This window comes from Paraburkholderia sp. CHISQ3 (assembly GCF_030464945.1).
GTDB lineage: Bacteria > Pseudomonadota > Gammaproteobacteria > Burkholderiales > Burkholderiaceae > Paraburkholderia > Paraburkholderia megapolitana.
This window is the reverse complement of sequence record NZ_JALPRG010000009.1, coordinates 99,604-124,904: the sequence shown is the minus strand read 5'-3', so window position 1 is coordinate 124,904 and position 25,301 is coordinate 99,604. Positions and strand designations below refer to the sequence as shown.

The following is a 25,301-nucleotide window of genomic DNA, read 5'->3' as shown; positions in this document are numbered from 1 at the left end:
AATGGCCACGCGAATTTTTGAAATCTACCGCTACGATCCGGACAAGGATGCAGCGCCGCGCATGCAGCGCTACGAGATCGAGATCGACTCGCACGAACGCATGCTGCTCGACGCGCTCATCAAGCTGAAGGCGGTCGACGAAACGCTGTCGTTCCGCCGTTCGTGCCGCGAAGGCGTGTGCGGTTCGGACGCGATGAACATCAATGGCAAGAACGGTCTTGCCTGCCTGACGAACCTGAACGACCTGCCGCACAAGATCGTGTTGCGTCCGCTGCCGGGCCTGCCCGTCGTGCGCGATCTGATCTGCGATTTCACGCAGTTCTTCAACCAGTACCACTCGATCAAGCCGTACCTGATCAACGACACGCCGCCGCCGGAGAAGGAGCGCCTGCAGTCGCCGGAAGAGCGCGACGAGCTCGACGGCCTGTACGAGTGCATCCTGTGCGCGAGCTGCTCGACGTCGTGCCCGAGCTTCTGGTGGAATCCGGACAAGTTCGTCGGGCCGGCTGGTCTGCTGCAAGCCTATCGCTTCATCGCGGATAGCCGCGACGAAGCGACCGGCGAGCGTCTCGATAACCTGGAAGATCCGTATCGTCTGTTCCGCTGCCACACCATCATGAACTGCGTCGACGTGTGCCCGAAGGGTTTGAACCCGACGAAGGCGATCGGCAAGATCAAGGAATTGATGGTTCGCCGCGCCGTATAGCATGGAAGAAGCTTCGCACCAGTCCGACCCGCTTCGCCGCGCACGCCTTCGCTGGCGCGCCCGGCGCGGCTTGCTGGAAAACGATCTGATCTTCGAGCGTTTTTTCGGCAAATACGAGCATGACCTCAGCGATGCCGATGTCGGCGCCCTTACGCGCCTGCTCGAGCTGAGCGATAACGACCTGATGGACTTGCTGCTTGCACGCAAGGAACCCGAAGGCGAACTTGCTGACCCGGATGTCATACGGGTGCTGCAGCTGCTGCGTACCGTGTAAGCGTCGCGAGTAGACGCACGCAGCGCAAGTAGCGCACGCGTGCGGTGCTGCCGGTGCTGCCGGGCGTGCAGATTATCGAAACCCTGTTTCCATACTTCGATTGAGGATGTGCCATGACCCCGTCTGATGTAAAAGCCACGCTATCGTTCAGCGACAACTCGCCGAGCGTTGAAATGCCGATCTACAAGGGCACCCTTGGCCCGGACGTGATCGACATCCGCAAACTGTACGGCCAGACCGGCAAGTTCACGTACGACCCCGGCTTCATGTCGACGGCGTCGTGCAACTCGGCGATCACGTATATCGATGGGGACAAGGGCGAGCTGCTGTACCGCGGCTACCCGATCGACAACCTCGCGCAGAACGCCGACTTCCTCGAAACCTGCTTCCTGTTGCTGAAGGGCGAACTGCCGAACAAGCAGGAAAAGGACGAGTTCGTCGACACCGTCACGAAGCACACGATGGTGCACGAGCAGATGCAGTTTTTCTTCCGCGGTTTCCGCCGCGATGCGCACCCGATGGCGATTCTGGTGGCCGCTGTCGGCGCGCTGTCGGCGTTCTATCACGACTCGCTCGACATCAATAACCCGCGTCACCGCGACGTATCGGCGATTCGCATGATCGCGAAGCTGCCGACGCTGGTCGCGATGGCCTACAAGTACAGTATCGGCCAGCCGTTCGTGTATCCGCGCAACGACCTGTCGTACAGCGCGAATTTCATGCGCATGATGTTCTCGAATCCGTGCGAGGAATATAAGGTCAATGACGTGCTGGTGCGCGCGCTCGACCGTATCCTGATCCTGCATGCGGACCACGAGCAGAATGCGTCGACGTCGACGGTGCGGCTGGCGGGTTCGTCGGGTGCGAATCCGTTTGCGTGTATCGCGGCCGGTATCGCATGCCTGTGGGGTCCGGCACACGGCGGCGCGAACGAAGCGGCGCTGAACATGCTTGAAGAAATCGGTTCGATCGACAACATCCCTGAGTTCATCAAGCAGGTGAAGGACAAGAACTCGGGTGTGAAGCTGATGGGCTTCGGTCACCGCGTGTACAAGAACTACGATCCGCGCGCGAAGCTGATGCGCGAGACCTGCTACGAAGTGCTGGAAGAACTGGGCCTGCATGACGACCCGCTCTTCAAGCTCGCCATGGAACTCGAAAAGATCGCGCTCGAAGACGAATACTTCGTGTCGCGCAAGCTGTACCCGAACGTCGACTTCTACTCGGGCATCGTGCAACGTGCGCTCGGTATCCCGACGTCGATGTTCACCTGCATCTTCTCGATGGCGCGTACGGTGGGCTGGATTGCGCAGTGGAACGAAATGATCGCCGATCCGGAACAGAAGATTGGTCGTCCGCGCCAGTTGTTCGTGGGCGATACGTCGCGCGAAGCGAAGCCGATCGCGCAGCGCTAAGGCGATAAGTAGCGGTAACTGCAAAGAGAACGCCCCGACGGTAAAAGCCGTCGGGGCGTTTTTACTGGTGCGGTGGTTTGCACAGAAACGAGACCGCTTTAGCGGCCTCGTCCCGCGTCCTTTACCACTGCATCGAGGCACCAATCCCGTATGCAGTCCCTGCCGAACTCGTACCGACGCCGGCGCGCATCTTGATGTTATTCGTGATGCGCGCGGTCGCTCCCACGGCGACCGCCTGGTAGCCCTGGAAGGACCCGACGCCTACCCCCATCGAAAGCGTCTTGCCTTGATCCACCTCCGGGATCATCGAGAGCGCTGTCGCGGCGGCAATACCCGAATAAGCGGTTCTTGCCGTGCTGTTGACGCTCTGCTGCAACTGGCCCACCGCCTGATTCGTGTAATTGTTCGCCTGACTGAGCGTGGCGTTGAGCTGGTTGAGGTTGACCGCGTCGGTGCCTTGCGTGCCGGCGGCCACATTCGTGACCTGGCGTTGCTGGTTCGCGCTACCCATCGAAACGACGTTTGAACGGCCTCCGTCATCCGAGCCGGCGCCGATTGCCACGGAATTGGATCCAGCCGTGACGTGCGGCTTGTCGGTGCCCTTGCCGTTCATGTCCGTCGCGACGCCATTGTTGTTCGCTGCTGTCGTCGAGCTGTTGTTGATGCTGGTCGAAAGCGACGACACCTGGTTGTTCACGCTGGTCGACAGTGACGCGACGGTGTTGTTGGTGCTCGAAAGACCTGTCGATAGCGAGTTGACGCTCGTCTGGGTCGACGTGGACAGCGATGTCAGGTTGCTGTTGGTGGTGCTGAGGCCGGTCGACAACGAGCCGACTGCGGTCGACGTCGAGGTCGACAGCGACGCGACGCTGGCGTTGGTGGCACCGAGTCCCGTCGACAGCGAAGCGACAGCGCTATTGGTCGCGAACAGCTGGCTACCGTTGATCGCGTCGGTGCTGGTCGACGTGATCTGGCCGGCGGAGACGTTGGTGATCTGCCTCGTGATGATTTGCCCTTGCGCGTTAGCGGAGCCGACGCTGAACACGCCGCTAGGATTAGCGCCCGCAAACCCGCCGAAGAGCAGCCCTCCGATCGTGACCGACGAGACCGGGACAAACGGCGCAGTAGTAGAGCCGTTGCCGATGGCAACCGAGTTGTCGTCGCTGGCGACTGCATTCGGGCCGATAGCGACACTGTTCTGACCGGTCACGATGCTGTCCGGCAACGTCGAGTTGGCATGAAAGTACTTGGTGCCCTTGGTGCTGATGTTGTTGAGGGCGTCTCCGACGTTATTGTTGGTAGTGGTCGTGCCGTCTGCGTTGTAGGTGACGTAGGCCGGCGCCGAGACCTGACCAGTCGTCGGATCGTACTTCGCTCCACCGCCAAGCGCCGAGGCCGTGGAAGTGCCCAGAGCGTTTGTGTTGGACGTGATGGAGCTGATGCCGGTGGACAACGAACTAAGCCCAGTCGATGTCGAGGTCGACAGCGTAGTCAGGCTGCTGTTAGTCGAGCTCAGGCCAGTAGACAGCGATGTGACGTTGCTCGTCAGCGTTACGAGTCCGGTCGATGTCGACGTCGACAGCGAAGCGAGGTTGCTGTTCGTCGTGGACAGACCGCTGGATGTCGAGGTGGATAGCGACGCGACGGAGCTCGTGGTCGTAGACAGACCGGTAGACAACGAGTTGATGCCGGTCGAAGCGGACGTCGAGAGCGAGGTCAGGTTCAGGTTGGTGGTCGACAAGCCGGTGGATAGTGAGTTGATACCGGTCGAAGCCGACGTCGAGAGCGACACCACATTCGCGTTGGTCGTCGACAGACCCGTGGACAGCGAGTTGATACCCGTCGAGGCCGACGTCGAGAGACTACCGACGTTGCTGTTGGTCGTGCTCAGGCCAGTCGACAGCGAGTTCACGCCGGTCGATAGCGAGCTGATCCCGCTCGATGTGGAGCTCGACAGGCTCGTTACGTTGCTGTTGGTCGTACTCAGGCCGGTCGACAGCGAACTCACGCCCGTCGACAACGAGCTGATTCCGCTCGACGTGGAGCTCGACAGACTCGTCACATTACTGTTGGTCGTGCTGAGCCCAGTCGACAGCGAGGTGATGCCACTAGACGTGGAGCTCGACAGGCTCGTCACATTGCTATTGGTCGTGCTCAGCCCAGTAGACAGCGAATTCACACCCGTCGACAGCGAACCGATACCGCTCGACGTCGAACTCGACAGGCTCGCGAGATTGCTATTGGTCGTGCTCAGACCGGTCGACAGACTGCTGAAACCTGTCGAGAGATTGCCGACGCCGGTTGACAGCGAGTTGACCGCGCCATTCGTCGCAAAGAGCTGCGAGCCGTTGATTGCATCGGTGCTGGTTCCTGTGACCCGGCCTGCAGCCACGTTGGTGATCTGGCGTTCCTTGTTCAGGTCACCCACCGATACCACGCCTACCGGCGCTCCCCCCGCGTAGGTAGCGGACTGCCCGCCAACCGTCCCAGTCGGCGTGGGATTGGCCGCCGCCGTGATAGAGCTGCTACCCAGGGCCACGCTGTTCGCGGTGCTGACCACCGCGCCGTTGCCGATCGCCACGCCATTGGACACCGACGCGCTGGCATTCGGACCCAACGCCATCGCGTTCACACCGGTTGCGCCGTCGTTGTTGTAGTTACCTTGCTGCGTGCCGTTGTCGTTGACGCTGTAGTAGTGCGTGCGCGTCGCCGAGACGACGGTGGACAGGCTCGATACGCTGCTGCCCGTCGTGCTCAGTCCGGTGGACAGCGATGTGATGCCCGTCGACGTCGAAGTGGACAACGTGTTCAGACCGGTCGACAGCGAACCGATACCGCTCGAAGCCGAAGTCGACAGACTGCTGACACTGCTGGTCGTCGTGCTCAACCCGGTCGACAGGCTGTTGATGCCGGTCGAAGTAGACGTAGAAAGCGAGCCAATACTCGTCGACGTCGAACTCGACAGGCTCGCCACGCCACTGCTGGTTGTGCTCAATCCAGTCGAAAGGCTGGCCACGCTGGCTGCCGTAGCGGTCGACAGCGATACCGCATTGTTCGCGACACTGAATAGCTGACTGCCGTTCACTGCATCGGTGCTGGTCGAAGTCACGCGGCCTGCCGCGACGCTCGTGATCTGCCGCTCGGCGCCAGGCGCGCCGACGCTCACCACGCCACCAGGCGTAGTGCCGGCGAACGGGCCGAAGGTGGTCGAACCGATCGTGACATTGGTCACCGGGTTGGCTGCGGCTGTGGTGGATTGCGCGCCCAACGCAACGGAGTTGTCCGTTCCGGCGACGGCACCCGCGCCGAGTGCGACGGACAGATTGCCGGACGCCCGGGTCTGCGTGGTCGCGTCGTAGTTGATACCGGCGGTAGCGGTATTGTCCGAACCGATCGCGATGGAGCGTGTGCCCGAAGCGAGCGACGACTGACCGATCGCAATGCCCGCTGTGCCGGATGCCAGCGATACCGAACCCAGCGACAGAGAAAAGTCACCATTCGCAGCACTCTGCCGGCCAATGGCGATGCCTGCGGCGCCGTTCGATAGCGCAGCGGCACCGATGGCGACGCTGCCGTTCTGCAGGGCCGCTGCTGCAGGTCCCACGCCCACCGATAGTGCTCCCGTTGCCGTCGAGTTGGAGCCGACGGCAAGCGCGCCCGAATTGGTTGCGGTGGCTTTGTCGCCAATCGCCACACCGCAATTGACGGCCGCAAAATTCGCCCCCGGTGTCGTGGTCGGAGAGTTACCGGGGTTCAGACGATTAACCGCCGAGGAGCATACGGCCGAGTCCACCGATGCGGTGCCAGCCGGAGATTGCACTCCGGACAGCGTGGTCGATGTGGTCTGGGCAAAAGAGGGAAGCGTGTATCCCAGCCCCAGCGCAGCCGCTATGCAAAACGCAATGCTATTCAGCCTGATTGAACCCGGAGCAGGCGCTTGCCCCTTCCCGCCGCCGGACAGAACCGTTTCAGTGCCGGTTCGCTTGACCGCCGACTGATTGGGTTTCCCGTTTGACGAGGTGAGTTCTGACGCCGCAATCCAGGATTGAAGCGCTTCATTCCAGATAGAACGGTAGGCTCGATTCATGGCTGACAATTCCTTAAATCTTTGGTAGAGGTTTTTGAAATGTTAAATATGGCCCTCGGATACTCTGGCCTTTATTTAGTTGTACTGTTTAGTGAAAACATTATTCGAGACGATGCAACGCACGCACCAGGATTGAGCAAGGTGGTGCGATAAAAAGGGCGAAGTCGCCCAGCGACGGCAGGTTCGCTGCGTCGACAGTTAGTACGCACTGCGCGGGCGTTTTAACGCCCGGCTCAGCGTGTGCAAAAACTCAAGGGAGGATGAATCGGTCCTTTGGCGGGCTGGCAATCTGGTTGCCAGCGCCACACGTCGTACGTCACACGCCAGGTATCACATGGCGTCTCAACAAGGTGTCGGGAAGACTGCTTGGGCTATAGCGGCATCGTGCAGATCAGGCGGCCGCGACCTATGCCATTTGTACAACTAATTTCTTTGTCAGTAAGCACTGATTCAATCAACGTTGGGATGGTATCAGCGCCCGCAGCGGTGTCAATATAAATCGATATAACGTACTCACTCCGTGCTGTGTGCATAAAAGATTATTGATTCAGAAATGAAACAAAATGATCGAGGGATTATCTGCGTTCAATGCGCGGTGATTAAAGGCGGATCGTCAAAGGTTAAATGCCAAGCTCTTCGGCGGCCACTTATCTGTCCGTTTCGGCCAATTGCTCACAATGAATCAAAGCCTGTTTCTACGTTCGGTAAAAATATGCTTTTTGTCGGGTCCGGATTCAGTCGATTGAGCTTTACTTACCGATTGTGTCTTTCGCGCCACTGGGATGCGGCGTCCGCAGATCTTTTTCAAGTGACGTCGGCCGCGTTTCTACTCCCGGTGACAAACCCGGCGATGGCACCTGCCCCTGCGTTTCGAAGCAGTGTCGCCAGGCGCCCGGCGTCATGCCGCGTGCAGCGAGGAACTGGCGGTTGAAATTCGCGAGATTAGGGAAGCCGGCCTTCGCCGCGATCACTGCGACAGGCCACGCGGTGTTGGTCAGTTGTCGGGTGGCGTAAGCGATGCGCAGGCGGCTCAGATAACGCCCGACGCTCTCGCCGACATGCCGCACGAAGTAACGATGCAGCGAGCGCTCCGACAGGTTGGCGACCGCGCACAACTCTGCGATGCGCAGCGGTTCGGCGAACCGTCGATCGAGCAGATCGAGCACCCGGTTCAGACGCTCGGCTTCGACGGCTGTACTGGTTGCCACGCCGCTGTGAGCGGTCGGCGATGCGAGCGGTTGTGCCTGCGCTTCGGCGAGCGCGGCAAGCGTGTCGAGTACCGCCGCGAGCCGCGTGCGCGGTGCTCCATCGAGCAGTGCGGGCACACGCGAACGCATCGCGGCAGTAGCGCCCTCGCTGAAATGCAGACCAGGCGCCGCACGTCGTAGCAACGAGCGCAACGGCGCGAATTCCGGACAGCAATCGGCGACACGCCGCACCCAGTCGCCGCTGAACCACACGACGATCGCCACCTGCGGCTCATTTGCAATGGGGCTCTCGCTGGACGCCCACGTGTGCGGCATGTCGGGCGGAACGAGTACGAGGTCATCACACGCGTACTCGCCGATATGGTCGCCGACGAAGCGCCGGCCGCGGCTGTTCATCGTGAGCGTCAGTTCGTACTCGGGATGGTGATGCCATTCGAATGGGATCTGCGCAATCTGCCGGCGATACACCCGCACCGAACAGCCGTCGGGGATCGTTACGCGTTCGTACTGGGGTTTCATCGGGATCGTCCGGCCGCCGGGGAAGGGGATGGCGAATGTCCGGATTGTATCGATGGTTGGCTGAAAAGTATGTCTGTCAGCACTGAAACGCTCCTAATCTAGCTGCACGATAAACAACAACCATGAGACAACCGATGCCGTTCACCATCGACAACCCGCAGGACACGATCCGCGCCACCCGGCGTTCGCTGCGCGCCGCGCTGCCCGACTACAAGCGCGTGTTTCGCGAAGTCGAAGGCGCGATCGCTGCCCAGGTCGATGCGATTCAGCGCGACCGCGCGCGCGGCGCCGACACGATTCCGGTGTTCGACTATGCGTCGATTGCCGCGGACGATGTCGATCCGCACACCATTGCGCAACTGAAGACGCGCGGCGCGTGCGTCGTGCGTCGCGTGTTCGATCCGCAGCAGGCAAGCGACTGGAACGATGAACTCGGCGAGTACGTCGAGGGCAATCGTCTCGACGAAGTGCTGGCCCGTCGCGCCGAGGACCGATACTTCGGCACGCTGGCATCGAACAAACCGCTGATCTATGGCGTGTACTGGTCGAAGCCGCAGATCGCGGCGCGGCAATCGGAGGCGCTCACGCGCACGCGGGTGTTTCTGAATCGCTTGTGGCGTGCGCACAGCGAAGGGCGCCAGCATTTCGATCCGGACGTCGTACCCACGTACGCGGACCGGATTCGCAGGCGGCCGCCGGGTTCGGCATCGTTGGGGTTGTCGCCGCATGTCGACGGTGGATCGGTGGAACGCTGGCTCGATCCGTACTATCGCAATGTGTATCGCCATGTGCTGTCGGGCAACTGGCGCGACTACGATCCGTACGATGCAGCGTTTCGACCCGACGTACAGGAGATTGCGTCACCGGCAGTGTGTTCGATGTTCCGCACCTTCCAGGGCTGGACCGCATTGACCGCGCAAGGTCCCGGCGACGGCACGTTGCAACTGATCCCGATCGCGAATGCGATGGCCTGGGTTCTATTGCGCGCGCTGCAGGACGACGTACCCGACGACTCGCTATGTGGCGCGCAACCGGCACGCGCGTTGTCGGTGATGCCCGAATGGCATGCGTTGCTGCTCGAAGCAGTGACACCGATTCCGCAGATGCAGCCAGGAGACGCCGTGTTCTGGCACAGCGACGTCGTGCATTCGGTCGAAGACGTACATAGCGGTACCGGCTACAGCAACGTGATGTACATCGCGTCGGCACCGGGCTGCGCGAAAAACGACGCGTATCTGCAGCGGCAGTTACCGGCTTTCCTGCGCGGCGAGAGCCCGCCCGATTTTCCCGCCGATCACTTCGAAACCGACTTCGCAGGGCGCGCCGAAGAGCGCGATCTGACAGCACTGGGGCGAGCGCAACTCGGCCTCGACTGACGAGAGCAGACAAGAACAACGCACCGGCAGAGTCATCGCGCAGTGACGGGTAACGCCGATACAGGTATCGGCACTACTACCCAACCCACTGTTTTTTATCGGTTTTTCGCTTGACGGGTCAGCAAAACAGAAAGGCTGCGTGGCATAATCGACCGACACGGACAGCAGGCAATTTCCAGCGAAATCTGCATGCGAAGTCCGCAGTGACGTCATTACTACCCGCATACCATGGCACAGACCCTCTACGACAAATTGTGGAACACCCATGTGGTCCACACGGAAGACGATGGCACGACGATTCTCTACATCGACCGTCACCTGCTGCATGAAGTCACGAGCCCGCAGGCGTTCGAAGGGCTGAAACTGGCCGAGCGTCCGGTATGGCGCATCAGCGCGAATCTCGCGGTCTCCGATCACAACGTCCCCACTACCGACCGCTCACACGGCATCGCCGATCCCGTCTCGAAGCTGCAGGTCGATACGCTCGATTCGAATTGCGACGCGTACGGCATTACGCAGTTCAAGATGAACGACCTGCGTCAGGGCATCGTGCATATCATCGGACCGGAGCAGGGCGCGACGTTGCCTGGTATGACGATCGTCTGCGGCGATTCGCATACATCGACGCACGGCGCGTTCGGCGCGCTTGCGCACGGCATCGGCACCTCGGAAGTCGAGCACGTGCTTGCCACGCAAACGCTGCTGCAGAAGAAGAGCAAGAATCTGCTCGTGAAGGTCGAAGGGCCGCTGCCGCGCGGCTGCACCGCGAAAGACATTGTGCTCGCGATCATCGGCAAGATCGGCACCGCGGGCGGCACCGGTTATGCGATCGAGTTCGGCGGCTCGACGATTCGCGCGCTGAGCATGGAAGGCCGCATGACCGTGTGCAACATGGCGATCGAAGCCGGCGCACGCGCCGGCATGGTCGCCGTCGACGACACGACGATCGACTACCTGAAGGGCCGTCCGTTCTCGCCGCAAGGCGTCGAGTGGAACCAGGCCGTCGAATACTGGAAGCAGTTCAAGACCGATGAGGGCGCGCAGTTCGATCGCGTGGTCGAACTGAATGCGGCCGAGATCGTGCCGCAGGTCACGTGGGGCACGTCGCCGGAAATGGTCACGCCGATCGACGGTCGCGTGCCGGACCCCGAACGCGAGAAAGATCCGGTGAAGCGCGGTGCAATCGAACGTGCACTGCAATACATGGCGCTCGAGCCGAACCTGCCGATCGAATCGATCAAGCCGGACAAGATCTTTATCGGCTCGTGCACGAATGCGCGCATCGAAGATCTGCGTGCCGCTGCGTACGTCGTGAAGAAACTGGGCCGGCGCGTCGCACCGAGCATCCGGCTCGCGATGGTGGTGCCGGGCTCGGGTCTCGTGAAGGCGCAGGCCGAACGCGAAGGGCTCGACAAGATCTTCACCGACGCCGGTTTCGAATGGCGCGAGCCCGGTTGCTCGATGTGTCTCGCGATGAACGCCGACCGGCTCGAACCGGGCGAGCGCTGCGCGTCGACATCGAACCGTAACTTCGAAGGGCGCCAGGGCGCGGGTGGTCGTACTCATCTGGTCAGCCCGGCGATGGCAGCGGCGGCGGCCATCGAAGGACACTTCGTCGATATTCGCAAGCTGGGGTGACTGCCATGAATACATCGACACTCTGGCGTCGTACCGTGCTGCTGGCGTTGACCGGCATGCTGCTGGGACTGGCGGGTTGCAATACGGTCGCGGGCTTTGGCCAGGACATGGACGACGCCGGACACGCAATCAAGAAAGCAGCCGACTAATGCAGCGCTGCCGTGTCACACGACGCGTGCGCGTCGCCCGGGCACGGCGCTTTTCGATTACACCGGCACGCGCGATCAGATATCGCGCGTGCGGGTCTCAACTCTGGCGGGTGATGAACCATGGATAAATTCATCGTACATACGGGCGTCGTGGCGCCGCTCGATCGCGAGAACGTCGACACCGACGCGATCATTCCGAAGCAGTTTCTCAAGTCGATCAAGCGCAGCGGCTTCGGCCCCAACGCATTCGACGAATGGCGTTATCTCGATCACGGCGAACCGGGTCAGGACAACTCGCGCCGTCCGTTGAATCCGGATTTCGTGCTGAACCAGCCGCGTTATCAGGGCGCTTCCGTGCTGCTCGCGCGCAAGAACTTCGGTTGCGGCAGCTCGCGCGAACATGCACCGTGGGCGCTGCAGCAGTATGGTTTTCGCGCACTGATCGCACCGAGCTTCGCAGACATCTTCTATAACAACTGCTTCAAGAACGGTCTGCTGCCGATCGTGCTGACCGAGCAACAGGTCGACCATCTGTTCAACGAGACCTATGCGTTCAACGGCTTCAAGCTGACCGTCGATCTCGAAGCGCAAGTTGTGCGTACCGCAGACGGCAGTGCCGAATATCCGTTCGAGGTTGCAGGTTTCCGCAAATACTGCCTGCTGAACGGCTTCGACGATATCGGCCTCACGTTGCGTCACGCGGACAAGATTCGCCAGTACGAAGCGGAGCGGCTGGCGAAGCAGCCGTGGCTGAATCACCGCATCGTCGGCTAGGCTGCAGGCATCAGTCAGGCACAACTTCTATCAAACACCCAGCAAGGAATTTCGCATGAAGATCGCTGTACTGCCGGGCGACGGCATCGGTCCTGAGATCGTTAAAGAAGCCGTGAAAGTGCTGAACGCACTTGGCGAAAAGTTCGAACTCGAAGAGGCGCCCGTCGGCGGCGCAGGTTACGAGGCGAAGGGGCATCCGCTGCCCGACTCGACGCTCGCGCTCGCGAAGGAAGCCGATGCGATCCTGTTCGGCGCCGTTGGCGACTGGAAGTACGATTCGCTCGAACGCGCGTTGCGGCCGGAGCAAGCCATTCTCGGGCTGCGCAAGCATCTGCAGCTGTTCGCGAATTTTCGTCCGGCGATCTGCTATCCGCAGTTGACCGGCGCGTCTTCGTTGAAGGAAGAAATCGTGTCGGGTCTCGACATCCTGATCGTGCGCGAGCTGAACGGCGACATCTATTTCGGTTCGCCGCGCGGTGTGCGCGAAGCGCCGGACGGCCTGTTCGCCGGCGCGAAGGAAGGCTTCGACACGATGCGCTATTCGGAGACCGAAGTGCGCCGCATTTCGCACGTCGCGTTCCAGGCGGCGCGCAAGCGCAGCCGCAAGCTGACTTCGGTCGACAAGGCGAACGTGCTCGAAACGTCGCAGTTCTGGAAGGACGTAATGATCGACGTCGCGAAGGAATATACCGACGTCGAGCTGTCGCACATGTACGTCGACAACGCGGCGATGCAGCTCGTCAAGGCACCGAAATCATTCGACGTGATCGTCACGGGCAACATGTTCGGCGACATCCTGTCCGACGAAGCGGCGATGCTGACCGGCTCGATCGGCATGCTGCCGTCGGCCTCGCTCGATAAGGACAACAAGGGGCTCTACGAACCGTCGCACGGTTCCGCACCGGACATCGCCGGTAAGGGCGTGGCGAATCCGCTGGCTACGATCCTGTCGGCGGCGATGATGCTGCGCTATTCGTTGAATAAGGTCGAGCAGGCTGACCGCATCGAAAGTGCGGTGAAAAAGGTGCTGGAGCAGGGCTTCCGCACCGGCGATATCCTCACGCCGGGTTGCCAGCAGGTCGGCACGGCAGCGATGGGTGATGCGGTGCTCGCGGCGCTCTGAGATGCCGGTGTAAGCGTAAGTAAACAGGCAATAAGCGCATAAACAGGCCGCTATACCGGCCTGTTTATGCAAAAACGACGTGTATCGGCGGCTTACACCGCTCATTTCAGGTTTCGTGTAGACTGGCGCGATGGCGAAGATTCCACAAATCTCCTCGATTTCGAACCAGCACGGCAACACAGCCCGTGCGGTTGAACTCGCCATCGTCAGCCAAACGCTGATCAAAACGATTACCCCGAAAACGATCACGATTCGCTGATCGTCCGTCGTGCCCGCCTGTCTTCCCCGCGCGGTCACTGCGGGCAAAGATGCGGGGAAGGCTCCACTCCAAGGGTAAGTGTCATGAACGTAGGTCTCGTAGGTTGGCGCGGCATGGTCGGCAGCGTCCTGATGCAACGGATGCAGCAGGAAGGCGATTTCGACCTCATCGAACCGGTGTTTTTCAGCACCAGCAATGTGGGCGGCAACGCGCCGTCGTTCGCCAAAAACGAGACGAAGCTCAAAGACGCAGCCAGCATCGACGATCTGAAGAAGTGCGACATCGTCATCACCTGCCAGGGCGGCGACTACACCAACGAAGTCTTCCCGAAGCTGCGCGCAGCCGGCTGGAATGGCTACTGGATCGACGCGGCATCGTCGCTGCGCATGAAGGACGATGCGGTCATCATTCTCGATCCGGTCAACCTCGACGTGATCAAGAGCGCGCTCGTCAGCGGCACGAAGAATTTCATTGGCGGCAACTGCACGGTAAGCCTGATGCTGATGGCGCTGGGCGGACTGTTCCGCGAAAATCTCGTCGACTGGATGACGGCCATGACGTATCAGGCTGCATCGGGCGCGGGCGCGCAGAACATGCGCGAGCTGCTGCAACAGATGGGCACGCTGTACGGCGCGGCGAAGGAAGACCTCGCCGATCCGTCGTCGGCTATTCTCGACATCGACCGCCGCGTGCAGGCCGCGCTGAACAGCGATCGCATGCCCACCGAGCACTTCGGTGTGCCGCTCGCCGGCGCGCTGATTCCGTGGATCGACAAGGATCTCGGCAACGGTATGTCGAAGGAAGAGTGGAAGGGCGGTGCCGAAACCAACAAGATCCTCGGCAAGCCGGCGGTGGGCGAGCCGGGTTCGATTCCGGTCGACGGGCTGTGCGTGCGGATCGGTGCAATGCGCTGCCACTCGCAGGCGCTCACCATCAAGCTGAAGAAGGATGTGCCGCTCGACGAAATCGACGGCATCCTCGCGTCCGCGAACGACTGGGTGAAGGTCGTGCCGAACCAGCGCGAAGCGTCGATGCTCGAGCTGTCGCCGGCCGTCGTGACGGGTACGCTGACCGTGCCGGTCGGCCGTCTGCGCAAGCTGGCAATGGGCGGCGAATATCTGTCGGCCTTCACGGTCGGCGATCAGCTGCTGTGGGGCGCCGCCGAACCGCTGCGCCGCATGCTGCGCATTCTGCTCGACAAGTAAAGTAAACTACGCGGTTACGACGCGTAAGAAGTCCGAAAGCGTCGCGTTTCACGCGGCGCTTTTTTCATTGTGTGCTCCGAATCTTGTCTTCAATCCATCGCCAACAAGGGCCGCGCGACGACGCGCCAGGAGTCCCGATGACAGTACGACTGAATGGTTTTCGAGTGGCCTCGCGCAACCGGGTGTGCGCAATGACGGTACTCGCTGCGGCGGCATGTCTCGTTGCCGGCACGAGTGTCGCGCAAGTTGCATTTGTTCCGGCTGCGAGTGCGGCGACTGCCGATGCTGCGAGCGTTGCAGCCGACGGTAGCAGCAGTGCCACGGCTGCGAGCGCAGCCGCTGGCGTGGGTAGCAGCGCCAAGGTCACAAGCGCAACCGCCGGTGCTAGCAACCGCGCCAAGGCTACAAGCGCTGACGCCGGCGCTAGCAATACTGCCGGCGCCACCGCCGCAAGATCGGCCGCCACCAGCGCCTCCACCACCGCCAATGCTCCCGCCACGCCAATACCGGCCTCCGAGCAGGCCGTGTCGGCGATCGGCCTGCCTGCCGCGCAGTACACCATTCGTCCGGGGCAGTCGCTTAACGACATCGCGATGGAGATCACGCAGTCGCATGACCGCGCGACGCTCGCGCGCGCGGCACGTGCACTGTTCGACGCGAATCCCAACGCGTTCATGGGACATGACCCGAGCCGGCTGAAGCTCGGTGCAGTGCTGGATGTGCCGACACTCGATGCATCGGGGGCGCCTTCGGGGTCTTCGGCGGCTTCTGACGCCACGGCGTCGGCGGCGAGTGTTTCGGCAAATGGCGCATCGGCGGCAGGCATTGGTGCGGCGGTGTCCGCCAGCACGCCAACCGCCGCTGCGGCCACATCGCCATCGGCCTCGGCCGCCGACGCGACACAGACAGACACAGCTTCGGACACGCAGCAGGACGAGCATGCGAGCGGCGCCCACGTCTGGGCGGGGGCGATCCGCCCATCCGCGAGCGCACCGGAAGGTAGCGCGGCAGGCAATACGACAGCGGATACAGCATCGACCGATTCGGCCGCCTCGCAGCCGCATGAGCAGGTTTCGAGTCTCCAGCAACTGCTGGCGCTGAAAAATCGCGTGTTGATGGCGTTGCAGAAGCACGGCATCGGCTCATCGGCGGGCGGCGCGGGCAGCGGCAACGCGGGCGAGGCGCCCGGTACACAGCAGTCGGCGGCTACCCAGGCGTCCGCGGGCAGTGGCGGTGTTGCCTCGAATGCATCGACGGGTCCTGGCGCATCCACGTCATCGGCTACCGACGGCCAGTTCGGCTTCTCGCAAACGCAACTCAGTATCGCCGCAGCCATCGGCGCGGCGCTGGTCGTGTTGCTGACCGGGCTGTCGATGCGTCGCCGCAGGGCGGCCAAAGCGCGTGCCGCGTCGCCGGCCACCGCTCCTGTACGACCGCCGACGCAACTGGAGAAGGACACCGCGGCTTACCTTGCGCGAATGAATGCGCTTTCTCCGGCATCGGCGGAAAGTGCTGCGCCAGAGGCGGGCGCGGCCGCTCATCACGTCGCGGATGCGGCAGGTGTCGCTGGAGCAACTGCCAACGACGACATTTCGACAAATGCACGGCCCGCTTCGCTTGATAGTGCGACGACCACGGCGAGTCGCGCAGCGGCTGAAGAGCTGGGCGCCGAAGCGTTGCCATTGGTGCCGATCCAGCCGGCCGCCGACCACGGCGATCACGGCGATCACGCCGACACGGAACCACCCGCCGCATCTACCGCCGCTCAACCTGCAGCGTCCGCCGCAGCCACCCGGCCGGCACCTGTCGCACTGCCGTTCCCTGCTGAGGCAATCGCGGCGCTCGGCAGCCTCGATCTATCGCTGCCGCCGCGCGTGGAAGCCACACCGCCACCTGCTACGCACGACGGCGTTGAGCCGCAACAACCGGCTGCAACCTTCGAACCGGCATCGAACGAACCGGCCGGACACGACGCACCGCAAGCCTACGTGCCCATCGAGCCTGCGCAAGTCGTACAGCAAAACGTACAGTACGAATCGAACGAACCGGCTGGGCATGAAGCACCGCACGCCTATGTGCCCTCCGAACCCGCGCCATTCGTGCAGCAGAACGTACCGCACGAATCGAACGAACCGCCCGCACACGACGCACCGCAAGCCCACGTGCCCGCCGAACCCGCGCCATTCGCGCAGCAGAACACACAACACGAACCCACCACCGGCTACACGACCGCTGAACCTGCCGCACCCACCCCCGTCGCCGCCGACATCGCCGCCGGTACCGCCGGCGCAGCGTCAGTCGCGGGCCTCGGCGCCGCCCATTTCGGCGCCTTGAACCTCGACTTCGACCTCGAATTGCCGCCGAGCCCCGCACAGCCGATCCCCGCGTTCACCCCGGACGAACTGGCACGCATCGCCCGCAACAAGCTCGATCTCGCGAGGGAGTACATCCAGCTGGGCGATCTGACGGGCGCGCGAACGCTGATCAACGAAGTGATCGAAGCCAACGACGCCGGCACGCACTCCGAAGCGCACGCGTTGCTGTCGACGCTCGCGCCGCTGTCGTGATGCGCGTCGCGCTCGGCGTCCAGTACGACGGTTCGGCGTTTTGCGGCTGGCAGTCGCAGCCGCACGGCAAGACGGTTCAGGATGAGCTCGAACGCGCCTTGCGCGAGTTTGCCCAGACGCCCCTGCCGACCGTGGTGGCGGGGCGCACGGATACGGGCGTCCATGGGCTCGGACAGGTGGTCCATTTCGACACCGAACTGACACGCGACGATTTCTCGTGGGTACGCGGCACCAATGCGTTCCTGCCGCCGAGCGTCGCCGTGCAGTGGGCGAAGCCGATGCCGGACACGTTTCACGCGCGGTTTTCCGCGTTCGAGCGAACCTATCACTACGCGCTGTATGTGCATCCGGTTCGCTCGCCGATGCTGACGGGCCGGGCGGGCTGGATCCATACGCCGCTCGATGTCGACGCAATGCGCGCCGCAGCCGCGTATCTGATCGGTGAGCACGACTTTTCGGCGTTCCGCTCATCGGAATGCCAGGCGAAGACGCCGGTCAAGCATCTGCATCAGATCGACGTGCGGCCGCAGGGCGACTTCATCCACTTCCGCTTTCGTGCCAATGCGTTTCTGCATCACATGGTGCGCAACCTGATGGGCTGCCTTGTGGCGATCGGACGCGGTCGTCACAAGGCTGAATGGCTGGCTGAAGTACTGGCGGGCAAGGACCGCAGCCGCGCCGCGCCGACCTTCATGCCGGACGGCCTGTATCTCGCGCAGGTGGGCTATCCTGAGGCATTCGCGGTGCCGCCCGCGCAGTCCGGCAGCGTGCCATGGAGCACCGTTTGGACCGATTGACCGAAACCAGAACATGACCGCAGACCAGAACTCGCCGTCCGTCGCCGTACCGCATAGAACGCGCATCAAGCTGTGCGGCCTGTCGACGCCCGCCAATGTCGCCCACGCAATCGATCTCGGTGCCGACGCGATCGGCCTCGTGTTCTATCCGCCGAGCCCGCGTTCGGTCAGCGTCGTGCAGGCGCTCGACATGACGCGCGAGATTCCGCCGTTCCTGTCGGTGGTCGGATTGTTCGTCAATGCGTCGCCGGACTGGATCACCGAGGTGACATCGAACGTCCCGCTGACGCTGCTGCAGTTCCACGGCGACGAAACGCCGGTGCAGTGCGAGTCGCTCGCCAGCGTTGCGGGTTTGCCTTGGTTGCGTGCGTTGCGTGTTGCGGCGGATACTCAGCCGGCCGATTTGGTAGAATCGGCACTTAACTATTCAGCTGCCAGTGGCCTTCTGCTCGACACACATGTCGAAGGCTATGGCGGTGGCGGGAAGGTCTTCGATTGGTCACTTATTCCAGCAGAGCTCGCGCGTCGGGCCGTTTTGAGTGGTGGGTTGAGCGCGCAAAACGTCAGTGATGCGATTCATCGCGTGCGCCCGTACGCGGTCGATGTCTCGAGCGGCATCGAGGTGGCGGGTGCCAGGGGTGTGAAAGATCACGCCCTGATGGCGGCGTTTGTGCGCGCGGTGCGCGACGCAGACGCCGGATGATTCCGGTGGTGCAGCTCCCCGTCCGGGGCAGCGGCGCCGCCCACTGAGAAGAGTGACACAATGTACAACTTGCCAGACGAAAGAGGTCATTTCGGCCAATATGGCGGCATCTTCGTCGCCGAAACCCTGGTTCACGCACTCGACGAGCTGCGTGCGGCCTACGCCAAATATCAACAGGATCCCGACTTCGTCGCCGAATATGAGCGCGAACTGAAGCATTTCGTCGGTCGTCCGTCTCCCATCTATCACGCGCAGCGCTGGAGCGAGACGCTCGGCGGCGCGCAGATCTTCCTCAAGCGCGAGGACCTGAACCACACGGGCGCCCACAAGATAAACAACGTGATCGGCCAGGCGCTGCTCGCCAAACGCATGGGTAAGCCGCGCGTGATCGCGGAAACCGGCGCCGGTCAGCATGGCGTCGCGACCGCGACGATCGCGGCCCGGTTCGGCATGGAATGCGTCGTCTACATGGGCGCCGAAGATATCCACCGCCAGGCCGCCAACGTCTACCGGATGAAGCTGCTCGGCGCGACCGTCGTACCGGTCCAGTCCGGTTCGCGCACGCTGAAGGACGCACTCAACGAGGCGATGCGCGACTGGGTCACCAATGTCGAAAACACCTTCTACATCATCGGTACGGTGGCGGGCCCGCATCCGTATCCGATGATGGTGCGCGATTTCCAGCGTGTGATCGGCGACGAATGCAAGGTGCAGATGCCCGAACTGACCGGCCGGCAGCCGGATTCGGTGATTGCGTGTATCGGTGGTGGATCGAACGCGATGGGGATCTTTTACCCGTATATCGACGACACTTCCGTGCAGTTGATCGGTGTCGAAGCCGCCGGCGATGGTATCGAAACCGGTCGTCACGCGGCCTCGCTGACGGGCGGCAGCCCTGGCGTGCTGCACGGCAACCGCACGTATCTGCTACAGGACGAGAACGGCCAGATCATCGAGACGCATTCGGTCTCGGCAGGCCTCGATTATCCTGGCGTCGGTCCCGAGCATGCATGGCTGAAGGACAACGGCCGCGCGCAATACGTCTCCGTCACCGACGAAGAAGCGCTCCAGGCGTTCCACGACTGCTGCCGGATCGAGGGCATCATCCCGGCCCTCGAATCGAGTCACGCGCTCGCGTATGCCACCAAACTCGCGCCGACCTTGCCGAAGGGCAAGAACCTGCTGGTCAACCTGTCGGGCCGCGGCGACAAGGACATGCATACGGTCGCCGAGCGATCGGGCATTACGTTCTGAGCGCCGCGACGATGCGCGACGAGTTCGACGAGCCGCAACCGGCAGACACCGCCGAAACGACGGTGCCTGCGGGGACGGCCGTGCTGGCCGAGGCAACAGCAGAGGAAGCAGACGCGTCAGTTGTTGTACGTCCCGCGGCCGAGCTGCCGCTGCCTCCCGGCATCGAACTTTGGAACCGCGATTTCCTGACCGAGGTAGCGAACCTTCCGGATGCGTCGATCGACCTGATCCTCGCCGACCCGCCGTACGGGCTCGGCAAGGACTACGGCAACGATTCGGACATGCGCTCGGGCGAGGACTTTATCGCCTGGACGCGTGGCTGGCTCGAGCTGGCTATTCCGAAGCTCAAGCCGACTGGCTCGCTGTACGTGTTCTGCACCTGGCAATACGCGCCGGAAATCTTCAGTTTCCTGAAGACCCGACTCACGATGGTCAACGAGATCATCTGGGACCGGCGCGTGCCGAGCATGGGCGGCACGACGCGCCGCTTTACGTCGGTGCACGACAACATCGGTTTCTTCGCGGTATCGAAGGACTACTACTTCGATCTCGATCCCATCCGCATCCCGTACGACGCTGCGACCAAGAAGGCCCGTTCGCGCAAGCTGTTCGAGGGCAGTAAATGGCTGGAGCTCGGCTATAACCCGAAGGACGTCTGGTCCGTGTCGCGACTGCACCGGCAACATGCCGAGCGCGTCGACCATCCGACCCAGAAGCCTCTGGAAATCGTCGAGCGGATGGTGCTCGCGAGCTGCCCGCCGGGCGGCCGCGTGCTCGACCCGTTCATGGGAAGCGGCACCACCGCCGTTGCCTGTGCCCGTCAGCAGCGCGAATTCGTTGGCTATGAAATCAATGCAAGTTACTGCGCGATAGCGCGCGAACGCGTCAACGCGATCGCAGTGCCCGTGACGGTCGAGCCGGACGATTCCGTGCCGGCCCCGACCACGGCGACGACGTAAAACCGTCGGCGCGCAGTCTCACTCGAGAGAAAATTCATGTCCCGTATCAAAAGCACGTTCGCGGCACTGGCCGCACAAGGCAGGAAAGGGCTGATCCCGTTCATGACGGCGGGCGACCCCGATCCTGAACGCACCGTCGAATTCATGCATGCACTCGCCGCCGGCGGGGCGGATGTCATCGAACTCGGCGTGCCGTTTTCAGACCCGATGGCCGACGGCCCGGTGATCCAGCAGTCGTCGGAGCGCGCGCTCGCACGCGGCGTGTCGTTGCGTCATGTGCTGGCCGATGTGAAGCGCTTTCGCGAGAGCAACCAGAAGACGCCGGTAGTGTTGATGGGCTACGCGAATCCGATCGAACGGATGGGCGCCGATGCGTTCGCCGCAGCGGCCCAGGACGCAGGCGTCGATGGTGTGCTGGTTGTCGACTACCCACCAGAAGAATCCGTTAATTTCGCCGAAAAGATGCGATCTTCGGGCATCGATCCGATCTTCCTGCTGGCCCCCACCTCGACCGATGAGCGCATTGCCGAAGTCGGCAAGATTGCTAGCGGCTATGTCTACTATGTGTCACTGAAAGGGGTGACAGGTGCGGCAAATCTGGACGTTTACAGTATCGCGGGTAAAATCCCGGCCATTAAGTCGCGCGTTCCACTGCCGGTAGGTGTCGGTTTTGGCATCCGTGACGCGCAGACTGCGCGTGCGGTGGCCGAAGTGTCCGATGCCGTCGTGATCGGTAGTCGTATCGTGCAATTGCTGGAAACCGCCGCTCCGGACACTGCTGCAGACACGCTGACGCGCTTCATCGCGGAAGTGCGTCAGGCGGTGGATAGCATCGGGGCGGCGACCCGCTAACCGTTATCTTGTCGTCTTAATTTGTCGCTTCGGGCGGCAGCTGGGGTTCCCGCTGCCGCCCGTGTCGCGATTCAGGAAGGAAACATCATGAGCTGGCTCGACAAACTGCTGCCGCCGAAAATCAAGCAAACCGACCCGAAGAACCGCAAGGGCATTCCGGAAGGCTTGTGGATCAAATGCCCGTCGTGCGAAGCGGTGCTGTACCGCAACGACGTCGAGGCCAATCTGCATGTGTGTCCGAAGTGCGACCACCACATGCGGATCGGTGCGCGCGAGCGGCTCGATGGTCTGCTCGATCCGGAAGGCCGCTATGAAATCGGCCAGGAAATCCTCCCGGTCGATGCGCTCAAGTTCAAGGACAGCCGCAAGTATCCGGATCGCCTGAAAGAGGCGATGGACGAAACCGACGAAACCGACGCAATGGTCGTCATGGGCGGCGCGATTCACACGCTGCCGGTGGTGGTCGCGTGCTTCGAGTTCTCGTTCATGGGCGGCTCGATGGGGTCCGTGGTCGGCGAGCGTTTTGCGCGCGCGGCACAGAACGCGCTCGAGCAGCAGGTGCCGTTTATCTGCTTTACCGCTTCGGGTGGCGCGCGGATGCAGGAAAGCTTGCTGTCGCTGATGCAGATGGCCAAGACCACCGCGATGCTCACGAAGCTGGCCGAAGCGAAGCTGCCGTTTATCTCGGTGCTGACCGATCCGACCATGGGTGGTGTGTCGGCGAGTTTTGCATTCCTCGGCGATGTCGTGATCGCCGAACCGAAGGCGCTGATCGGCTTTGCCGGGCCGCGCGTGATCGAGCAGACGGTTCGCGAGAAGTTGCCCGAAGGCTTCCAGCGTTCCGAATTCCTGATGCAGAAAGGCGCGATCGATATGATCGTCGACCGTCGCAAGCTGCGCGAAGAGATCGCGCGTTTGATGGCGCTGTTGACGCGCCAGCCGGTGGACGCGGTCGCCTGAGCGACAGCTGGCGTTCTCGCCGGGACCCTGGCCAACGGCACTGTCGCCCAACTCACCGGCGAGAAACTTACGCAACTTGGGCGAGCGCCTCATCGGCGATGCGCCCGCGCTTAACGCGCACAGCGATATCAACACGATTGGCGGCCCGCTCGATGCGGGCAGCGCCATGATCCTCAAGGTCGGTTGCGACCTCAATGTGACCGGCACCATTCAACTTAGCACTTCTAATGTCTGGATAGCTTGCCGTGAGTCTCCGGACTGATGGGGCGCGCGCCGACGCTTCCCACGGGCACGACACAGAAATTCAATAACTTTGCGCGGCAGCTCGCCCCGGGGCACGGCATAGATCGCGATGCAGATGGTTTCATACGACGCGTAGTCAGCGGCCCTTGTCGGGATAAACGCCAAACGCGCCCTGCAGCCGTAAATTTCAGATTTCTCTCATAGACCCCTCGAAACAGTTGCGTCCACCATGGAGGCCGTTGCATGCCATGGCCTTCCGCCATGGTCCATGTATCAGCGTGGACGTTCGAGGTTGCTCACTGGCGAGCGCTGTCCCTCGATACGCCGCGACCCGGTAGGGCGAGACGGCAGCGGGCTCAAAAAAACAGACGCCGTCCTCGATGCTTCACTGCATGGGATATCACTCGCAATGTGCGGCGGGTGCGCTCGGCGCCGAACGAATGGCGCCGCGAAAAGCAAATACAAAGACGGGTAATTCGGGGATCGTATGCCGCATCGGAAGTGCCGATTATCGTCCAGGCGCTCGTGGAGCGTTGCCAGTGGCTTGCTGCTGTTGCCTTTGCATTTACTGGCTCAAACCGCCGAATCGGCGGCACAAGAGCTGCTGCGGCAGCAGGAGCGAGAGAGGGTATTGCGCGAGCGGCAGGAGGTGGCGCCCGATGTACGCATGCCGTCCCCGGTTATTGTCACATCTGAGCGCCTGCCCGAGCATGAAGTCCCCTGTTTCACCATCGATCGGATCGCGTTGACCGGCGAGGATGCCGCCCGGTTTGGTTGGGCGCTCAAAGCCGCCGACCCATCGGCTGATCCGGCGACAGGCCGGTGCCTTGGCACAGCCGGTATCCATACCGTCATGACCCGCGTGCAGAACGCTGTGATTGCGCGCGGTTACGTCACCACCCGTGTTCTCGCCGCACCTCAGGATCTCAAGCACGGCATGCTAACGCTCACCGTCGTGCCTGGGCGTATCCGTGATATCCGCTTTGCCGAGGGCACCAGCACGCGCGCCACGACCTGGAGTGCGGTGCCGGCGAGGCGCGGCGACCTGCTCAACCTGCGTGACATCGAGCAGGCGTTGGAGAACTTCAAGCGTGTGCCCACCGTAGATGCTGACATTCAGATCATCCCCGCCGAGGGCGACGACGCCCGACCCGGCGAGAGCGATCTGGTGATCGCGTGGCGGCAGCGCTCGCTCCCCATACGCATCAGCGTTTCGCTGGATGACGCAGGCAGCAAGGCCACCGGAAAGTATCAGGGCGCCCTCACGCTCTCGCTCGATGACGTGTTGACGTTGCAAGACCTGTTCTACGCCAACGTCAACCGTGACGTTTTCAACGGCAATGGTAAGGGTACGCGCGGCTATACCCTGCATTACAGCGTGCCTTACGGCTACTGGGCACTAGGCGCTACCGTCAGCGGCTACAGCTATCGCCAGACCGTCGCCGGCTTGAGCCAGAACTACGTCTACAAGGGCAGCAGCGACAACGCCGAAGTGCGCCTGTCGCGCCTGCTGCATCGCGACGCCGCGCGCAAAACGACCGCCTATGTCCGCGGTTGGGCGCGCCAATCCAGCAATGCCATCGACGACACCGAAATCGAAGTGCAGCGTCGCCGCACCGGTGGTTGGGAGTTGGGGCTGACGCACAGCGAGCACTTTGGCGCAAGCAGGCTCGATGCCACCGTGGCGTATCGAAGGGGTACGGGCGGCTTCGGTTCGCTTGCTGCTCCCGAAGAGGGCTTTGGCGAGGGCACCTCACGCATGAAGGTCATCACCGCCGATGCGCAGGTCATGGTGCCGTTCCCGGTCGGCGCGCAGTCCGCTCGCTACACCGGTAGCTGGCGCGGGCAGTGGAATCGCACGCCTCTGGTACCGCAAGACCGGTTTTCCATCGGCAACCGCTACACCGTGCGTGGCTTCGATGGCGAGCTGACATTGATCGGCGAGCGGGGCTGGGTCTGGCGCAACGAGTTAGGTCTGCTGCTCGGCGCGGGTCAGGAGCTGTACGTCGGTGCCGACCTCGGCCGTGTCGACGGCTCTTCCACGCAGTGGCTAAGCGGCCGACATCTGGCCGGTGCCGTCGCTGGTTTGCGTGGCGGCACATACGGCGTCTATTGGGATCTGTTTGCTGGTACGCCGCTAAGCAAGCCCGCTGGTTTCCAGGCCGCTTCGTTCACCACCGGCTTCAGCCTGAACTGGACCTACTGAGTCGCGCGGCCACATTGCATTTATAGG

General features: G+C 62.3%; 21 protein-coding genes. 19 read left to right on the top strand and 2 right to left on the bottom strand.

The window, feature by feature from the left end:
* Window position 1 precedes the first annotated feature (1 nt).
* The 3 genes from M0D65_RS21720 to gltA all read left to right on the top strand — a co-directional run bounded on the left by M0D65_RS21720 (window position 2) and on the right by gltA (window position 2,395).
* Entirely contained in the window at window positions 2-706 is a 705-nt protein-coding gene (locus M0D65_RS21720; RefSeq protein WP_091012494.1) for a succinate dehydrogenase iron-sulfur subunit, read from the top strand.
* A gap of 1 nt (window position 707) precedes the next feature.
* Window positions 708-980 carry a succinate dehydrogenase assembly factor 2 gene (locus tag M0D65_RS21715; protein WP_091012496.1) on the top strand — a complete coding sequence of 91 codons (273 nt, stop codon included), beginning with the start codon at window positions 708-710 and terminating at the stop codon, window positions 978-980.
* 113 nt (window positions 981-1,093) lie between these two features.
* Complete coding sequence (gene gltA, locus M0D65_RS21710) at window positions 1,094-2,395, top strand: citrate synthase (RefSeq protein WP_091012498.1); 1,302 nt, start codon at window positions 1,094-1,096, stop codon at window positions 2,393-2,395.
* 121 nt (window positions 2,396-2,516) lie between these two features.
* Here the strand turns inward: gltA and M0D65_RS21705 are convergent, their stop codons facing one another.
* Together M0D65_RS21705 and M0D65_RS21700 are read right to left on the bottom strand one after the other, a co-directional pair.
* Window positions 2,517-6,482: a YadA-like family protein gene (locus tag M0D65_RS21705; RefSeq protein ID WP_266254509.1), complete on the bottom strand. Its 3,966-nt coding sequence runs from the start codon at window positions 6,480-6,482 to the stop codon at window positions 2,517-2,519.
* A 749-nt stretch (window positions 6,483-7,231) separates the two neighbouring features.
* Window positions 7,232-8,209 (bottom strand): AraC family transcriptional regulator, encoded by a 978-nt coding sequence (locus M0D65_RS21700; protein ID WP_266254508.1) that lies wholly within the window; start codon window positions 8,207-8,209, stop codon window positions 7,232-7,234.
* A 134-nt stretch (window positions 8,210-8,343) separates the two neighbouring features.
* On the opposite strand from M0D65_RS21700, the gene M0D65_RS21695 reads away from it, so the two are divergent.
* From M0D65_RS21695 to M0D65_RS21620, 16 genes are all read left to right on the top strand, one after another.
* Window positions 8,344-9,585 (top strand): DUF1479 domain-containing protein, encoded by a 1,242-nt coding sequence (locus M0D65_RS21695; RefSeq protein ID WP_266254507.1) that lies wholly within the window; start codon window positions 8,344-8,346, stop codon window positions 9,583-9,585.
* 228 nt (window positions 9,586-9,813) lie between these two features.
* Window positions 9,814-11,223: a 3-isopropylmalate dehydratase large subunit gene (gene leuC / locus M0D65_RS21690; RefSeq protein ID WP_091012507.1), complete on the top strand. Its 1,410-nt coding sequence runs from the start codon at window positions 9,814-9,816 to the stop codon at window positions 11,221-11,223.
* A gap of 5 nt (window positions 11,224-11,228) precedes the next feature.
* Window positions 11,229-11,372, top strand: coding sequence for an entericidin A/B family lipoprotein (locus M0D65_RS21685; protein WP_266254506.1), 144 nt, complete (start codon window positions 11,229-11,231; stop codon window positions 11,370-11,372).
* Window positions 11,373-11,492: 120 nt separating this feature from the next.
* Window positions 11,493-12,146 carry a 3-isopropylmalate dehydratase small subunit gene (leuD, locus tag M0D65_RS21680; protein ID WP_091012511.1) on the top strand — a complete coding sequence of 218 codons (654 nt, stop codon included), beginning with the start codon at window positions 11,493-11,495 and terminating at the stop codon, window positions 12,144-12,146.
* 55 nt (window positions 12,147-12,201) lie between these two features.
* Complete coding sequence (leuB, locus tag M0D65_RS21675; RefSeq protein WP_266254505.1) at window positions 12,202-13,269, top strand: 3-isopropylmalate dehydrogenase; 1,068 nt, start codon at window positions 12,202-12,204, stop codon at window positions 13,267-13,269.
* 130 nt (window positions 13,270-13,399) lie between these two features.
* Complete coding sequence (locus tag M0D65_RS21670) at window positions 13,400-13,528, top strand: hypothetical protein (protein WP_266254504.1); 129 nt, start codon at window positions 13,400-13,402, stop codon at window positions 13,526-13,528.
* 83 nt (window positions 13,529-13,611) lie between these two features.
* Complete coding sequence (gene asd, locus M0D65_RS21665; RefSeq protein ID WP_266254503.1) at window positions 13,612-14,733, top strand: aspartate-semialdehyde dehydrogenase; 1,122 nt, start codon at window positions 13,612-13,614, stop codon at window positions 14,731-14,733.
* A gap of 137 nt (window positions 14,734-14,870) precedes the next feature.
* On the top strand, window positions 14,871-17,300 hold the full coding sequence (locus M0D65_RS21660; RefSeq protein ID WP_091012518.1) for a FimV/HubP family polar landmark protein: 2,430 nt from the start codon (window positions 14,871-14,873) through the stop codon (window positions 17,298-17,300).
* On the top strand, window positions 17,300-18,097 hold the full coding sequence (gene truA / locus M0D65_RS21655) for a tRNA pseudouridine(38-40) synthase TruA (RefSeq protein WP_091012521.1): 798 nt from the start codon (window positions 17,300-17,302) through the stop codon (window positions 18,095-18,097). The genes M0D65_RS21660 and truA overlap by 1 nt, the downstream gene beginning before the upstream one ends.
* Window positions 18,098-18,110: 13 nt before the next feature.
* The gene (locus tag M0D65_RS21650) at window positions 18,111-18,800 is read left to right on the top strand and encodes a phosphoribosylanthranilate isomerase (RefSeq protein ID WP_091012524.1); all 690 of its coding nucleotides are present in this window, start codon (window positions 18,111-18,113) and stop codon (window positions 18,798-18,800) included.
* A gap of 60 nt (window positions 18,801-18,860) precedes the next feature.
* Window positions 18,861-20,054 (top strand): tryptophan synthase subunit beta, encoded by a 1,194-nt coding sequence (gene trpB / locus M0D65_RS21645; protein WP_091012526.1) that lies wholly within the window; start codon window positions 18,861-18,863, stop codon window positions 20,052-20,054.
* A gap of 11 nt (window positions 20,055-20,065) precedes the next feature.
* Entirely contained in the window at window positions 20,066-21,013 is a 948-nt protein-coding gene (locus M0D65_RS21640; RefSeq protein WP_091012529.1) for a site-specific DNA-methyltransferase, read from the top strand.
* 36 nt (window positions 21,014-21,049) lie between these two features.
* A complete protein-coding gene (gene trpA / locus M0D65_RS21635) occupies window positions 21,050-21,865 on the top strand; it encodes a tryptophan synthase subunit alpha (protein ID WP_091012531.1) in 816 nt (271 codons plus the stop codon).
* An 87-nt stretch (window positions 21,866-21,952) separates the two neighbouring features.
* Entirely contained in the window at window positions 21,953-22,825 is an 873-nt protein-coding gene (gene accD, locus M0D65_RS21630; RefSeq protein ID WP_091012534.1) for an acetyl-CoA carboxylase, carboxyltransferase subunit beta, read from the top strand.
* A 76-nt stretch (window positions 22,826-22,901) separates the two neighbouring features.
* On the top strand, window positions 22,902-23,087 hold the full coding sequence (locus M0D65_RS21625) for a hypothetical protein (RefSeq protein ID WP_143098079.1): 186 nt from the start codon (window positions 22,902-22,904) through the stop codon (window positions 23,085-23,087).
* Window positions 23,088-23,555: 468 nt separating this feature from the next.
* Entirely contained in the window at window positions 23,556-25,274 is a 1,719-nt protein-coding gene (locus M0D65_RS21620) for a ShlB/FhaC/HecB family hemolysin secretion/activation protein (protein WP_091012537.1), read from the top strand.
* Window positions 25,275-25,301 lie beyond the last annotated feature (27 nt).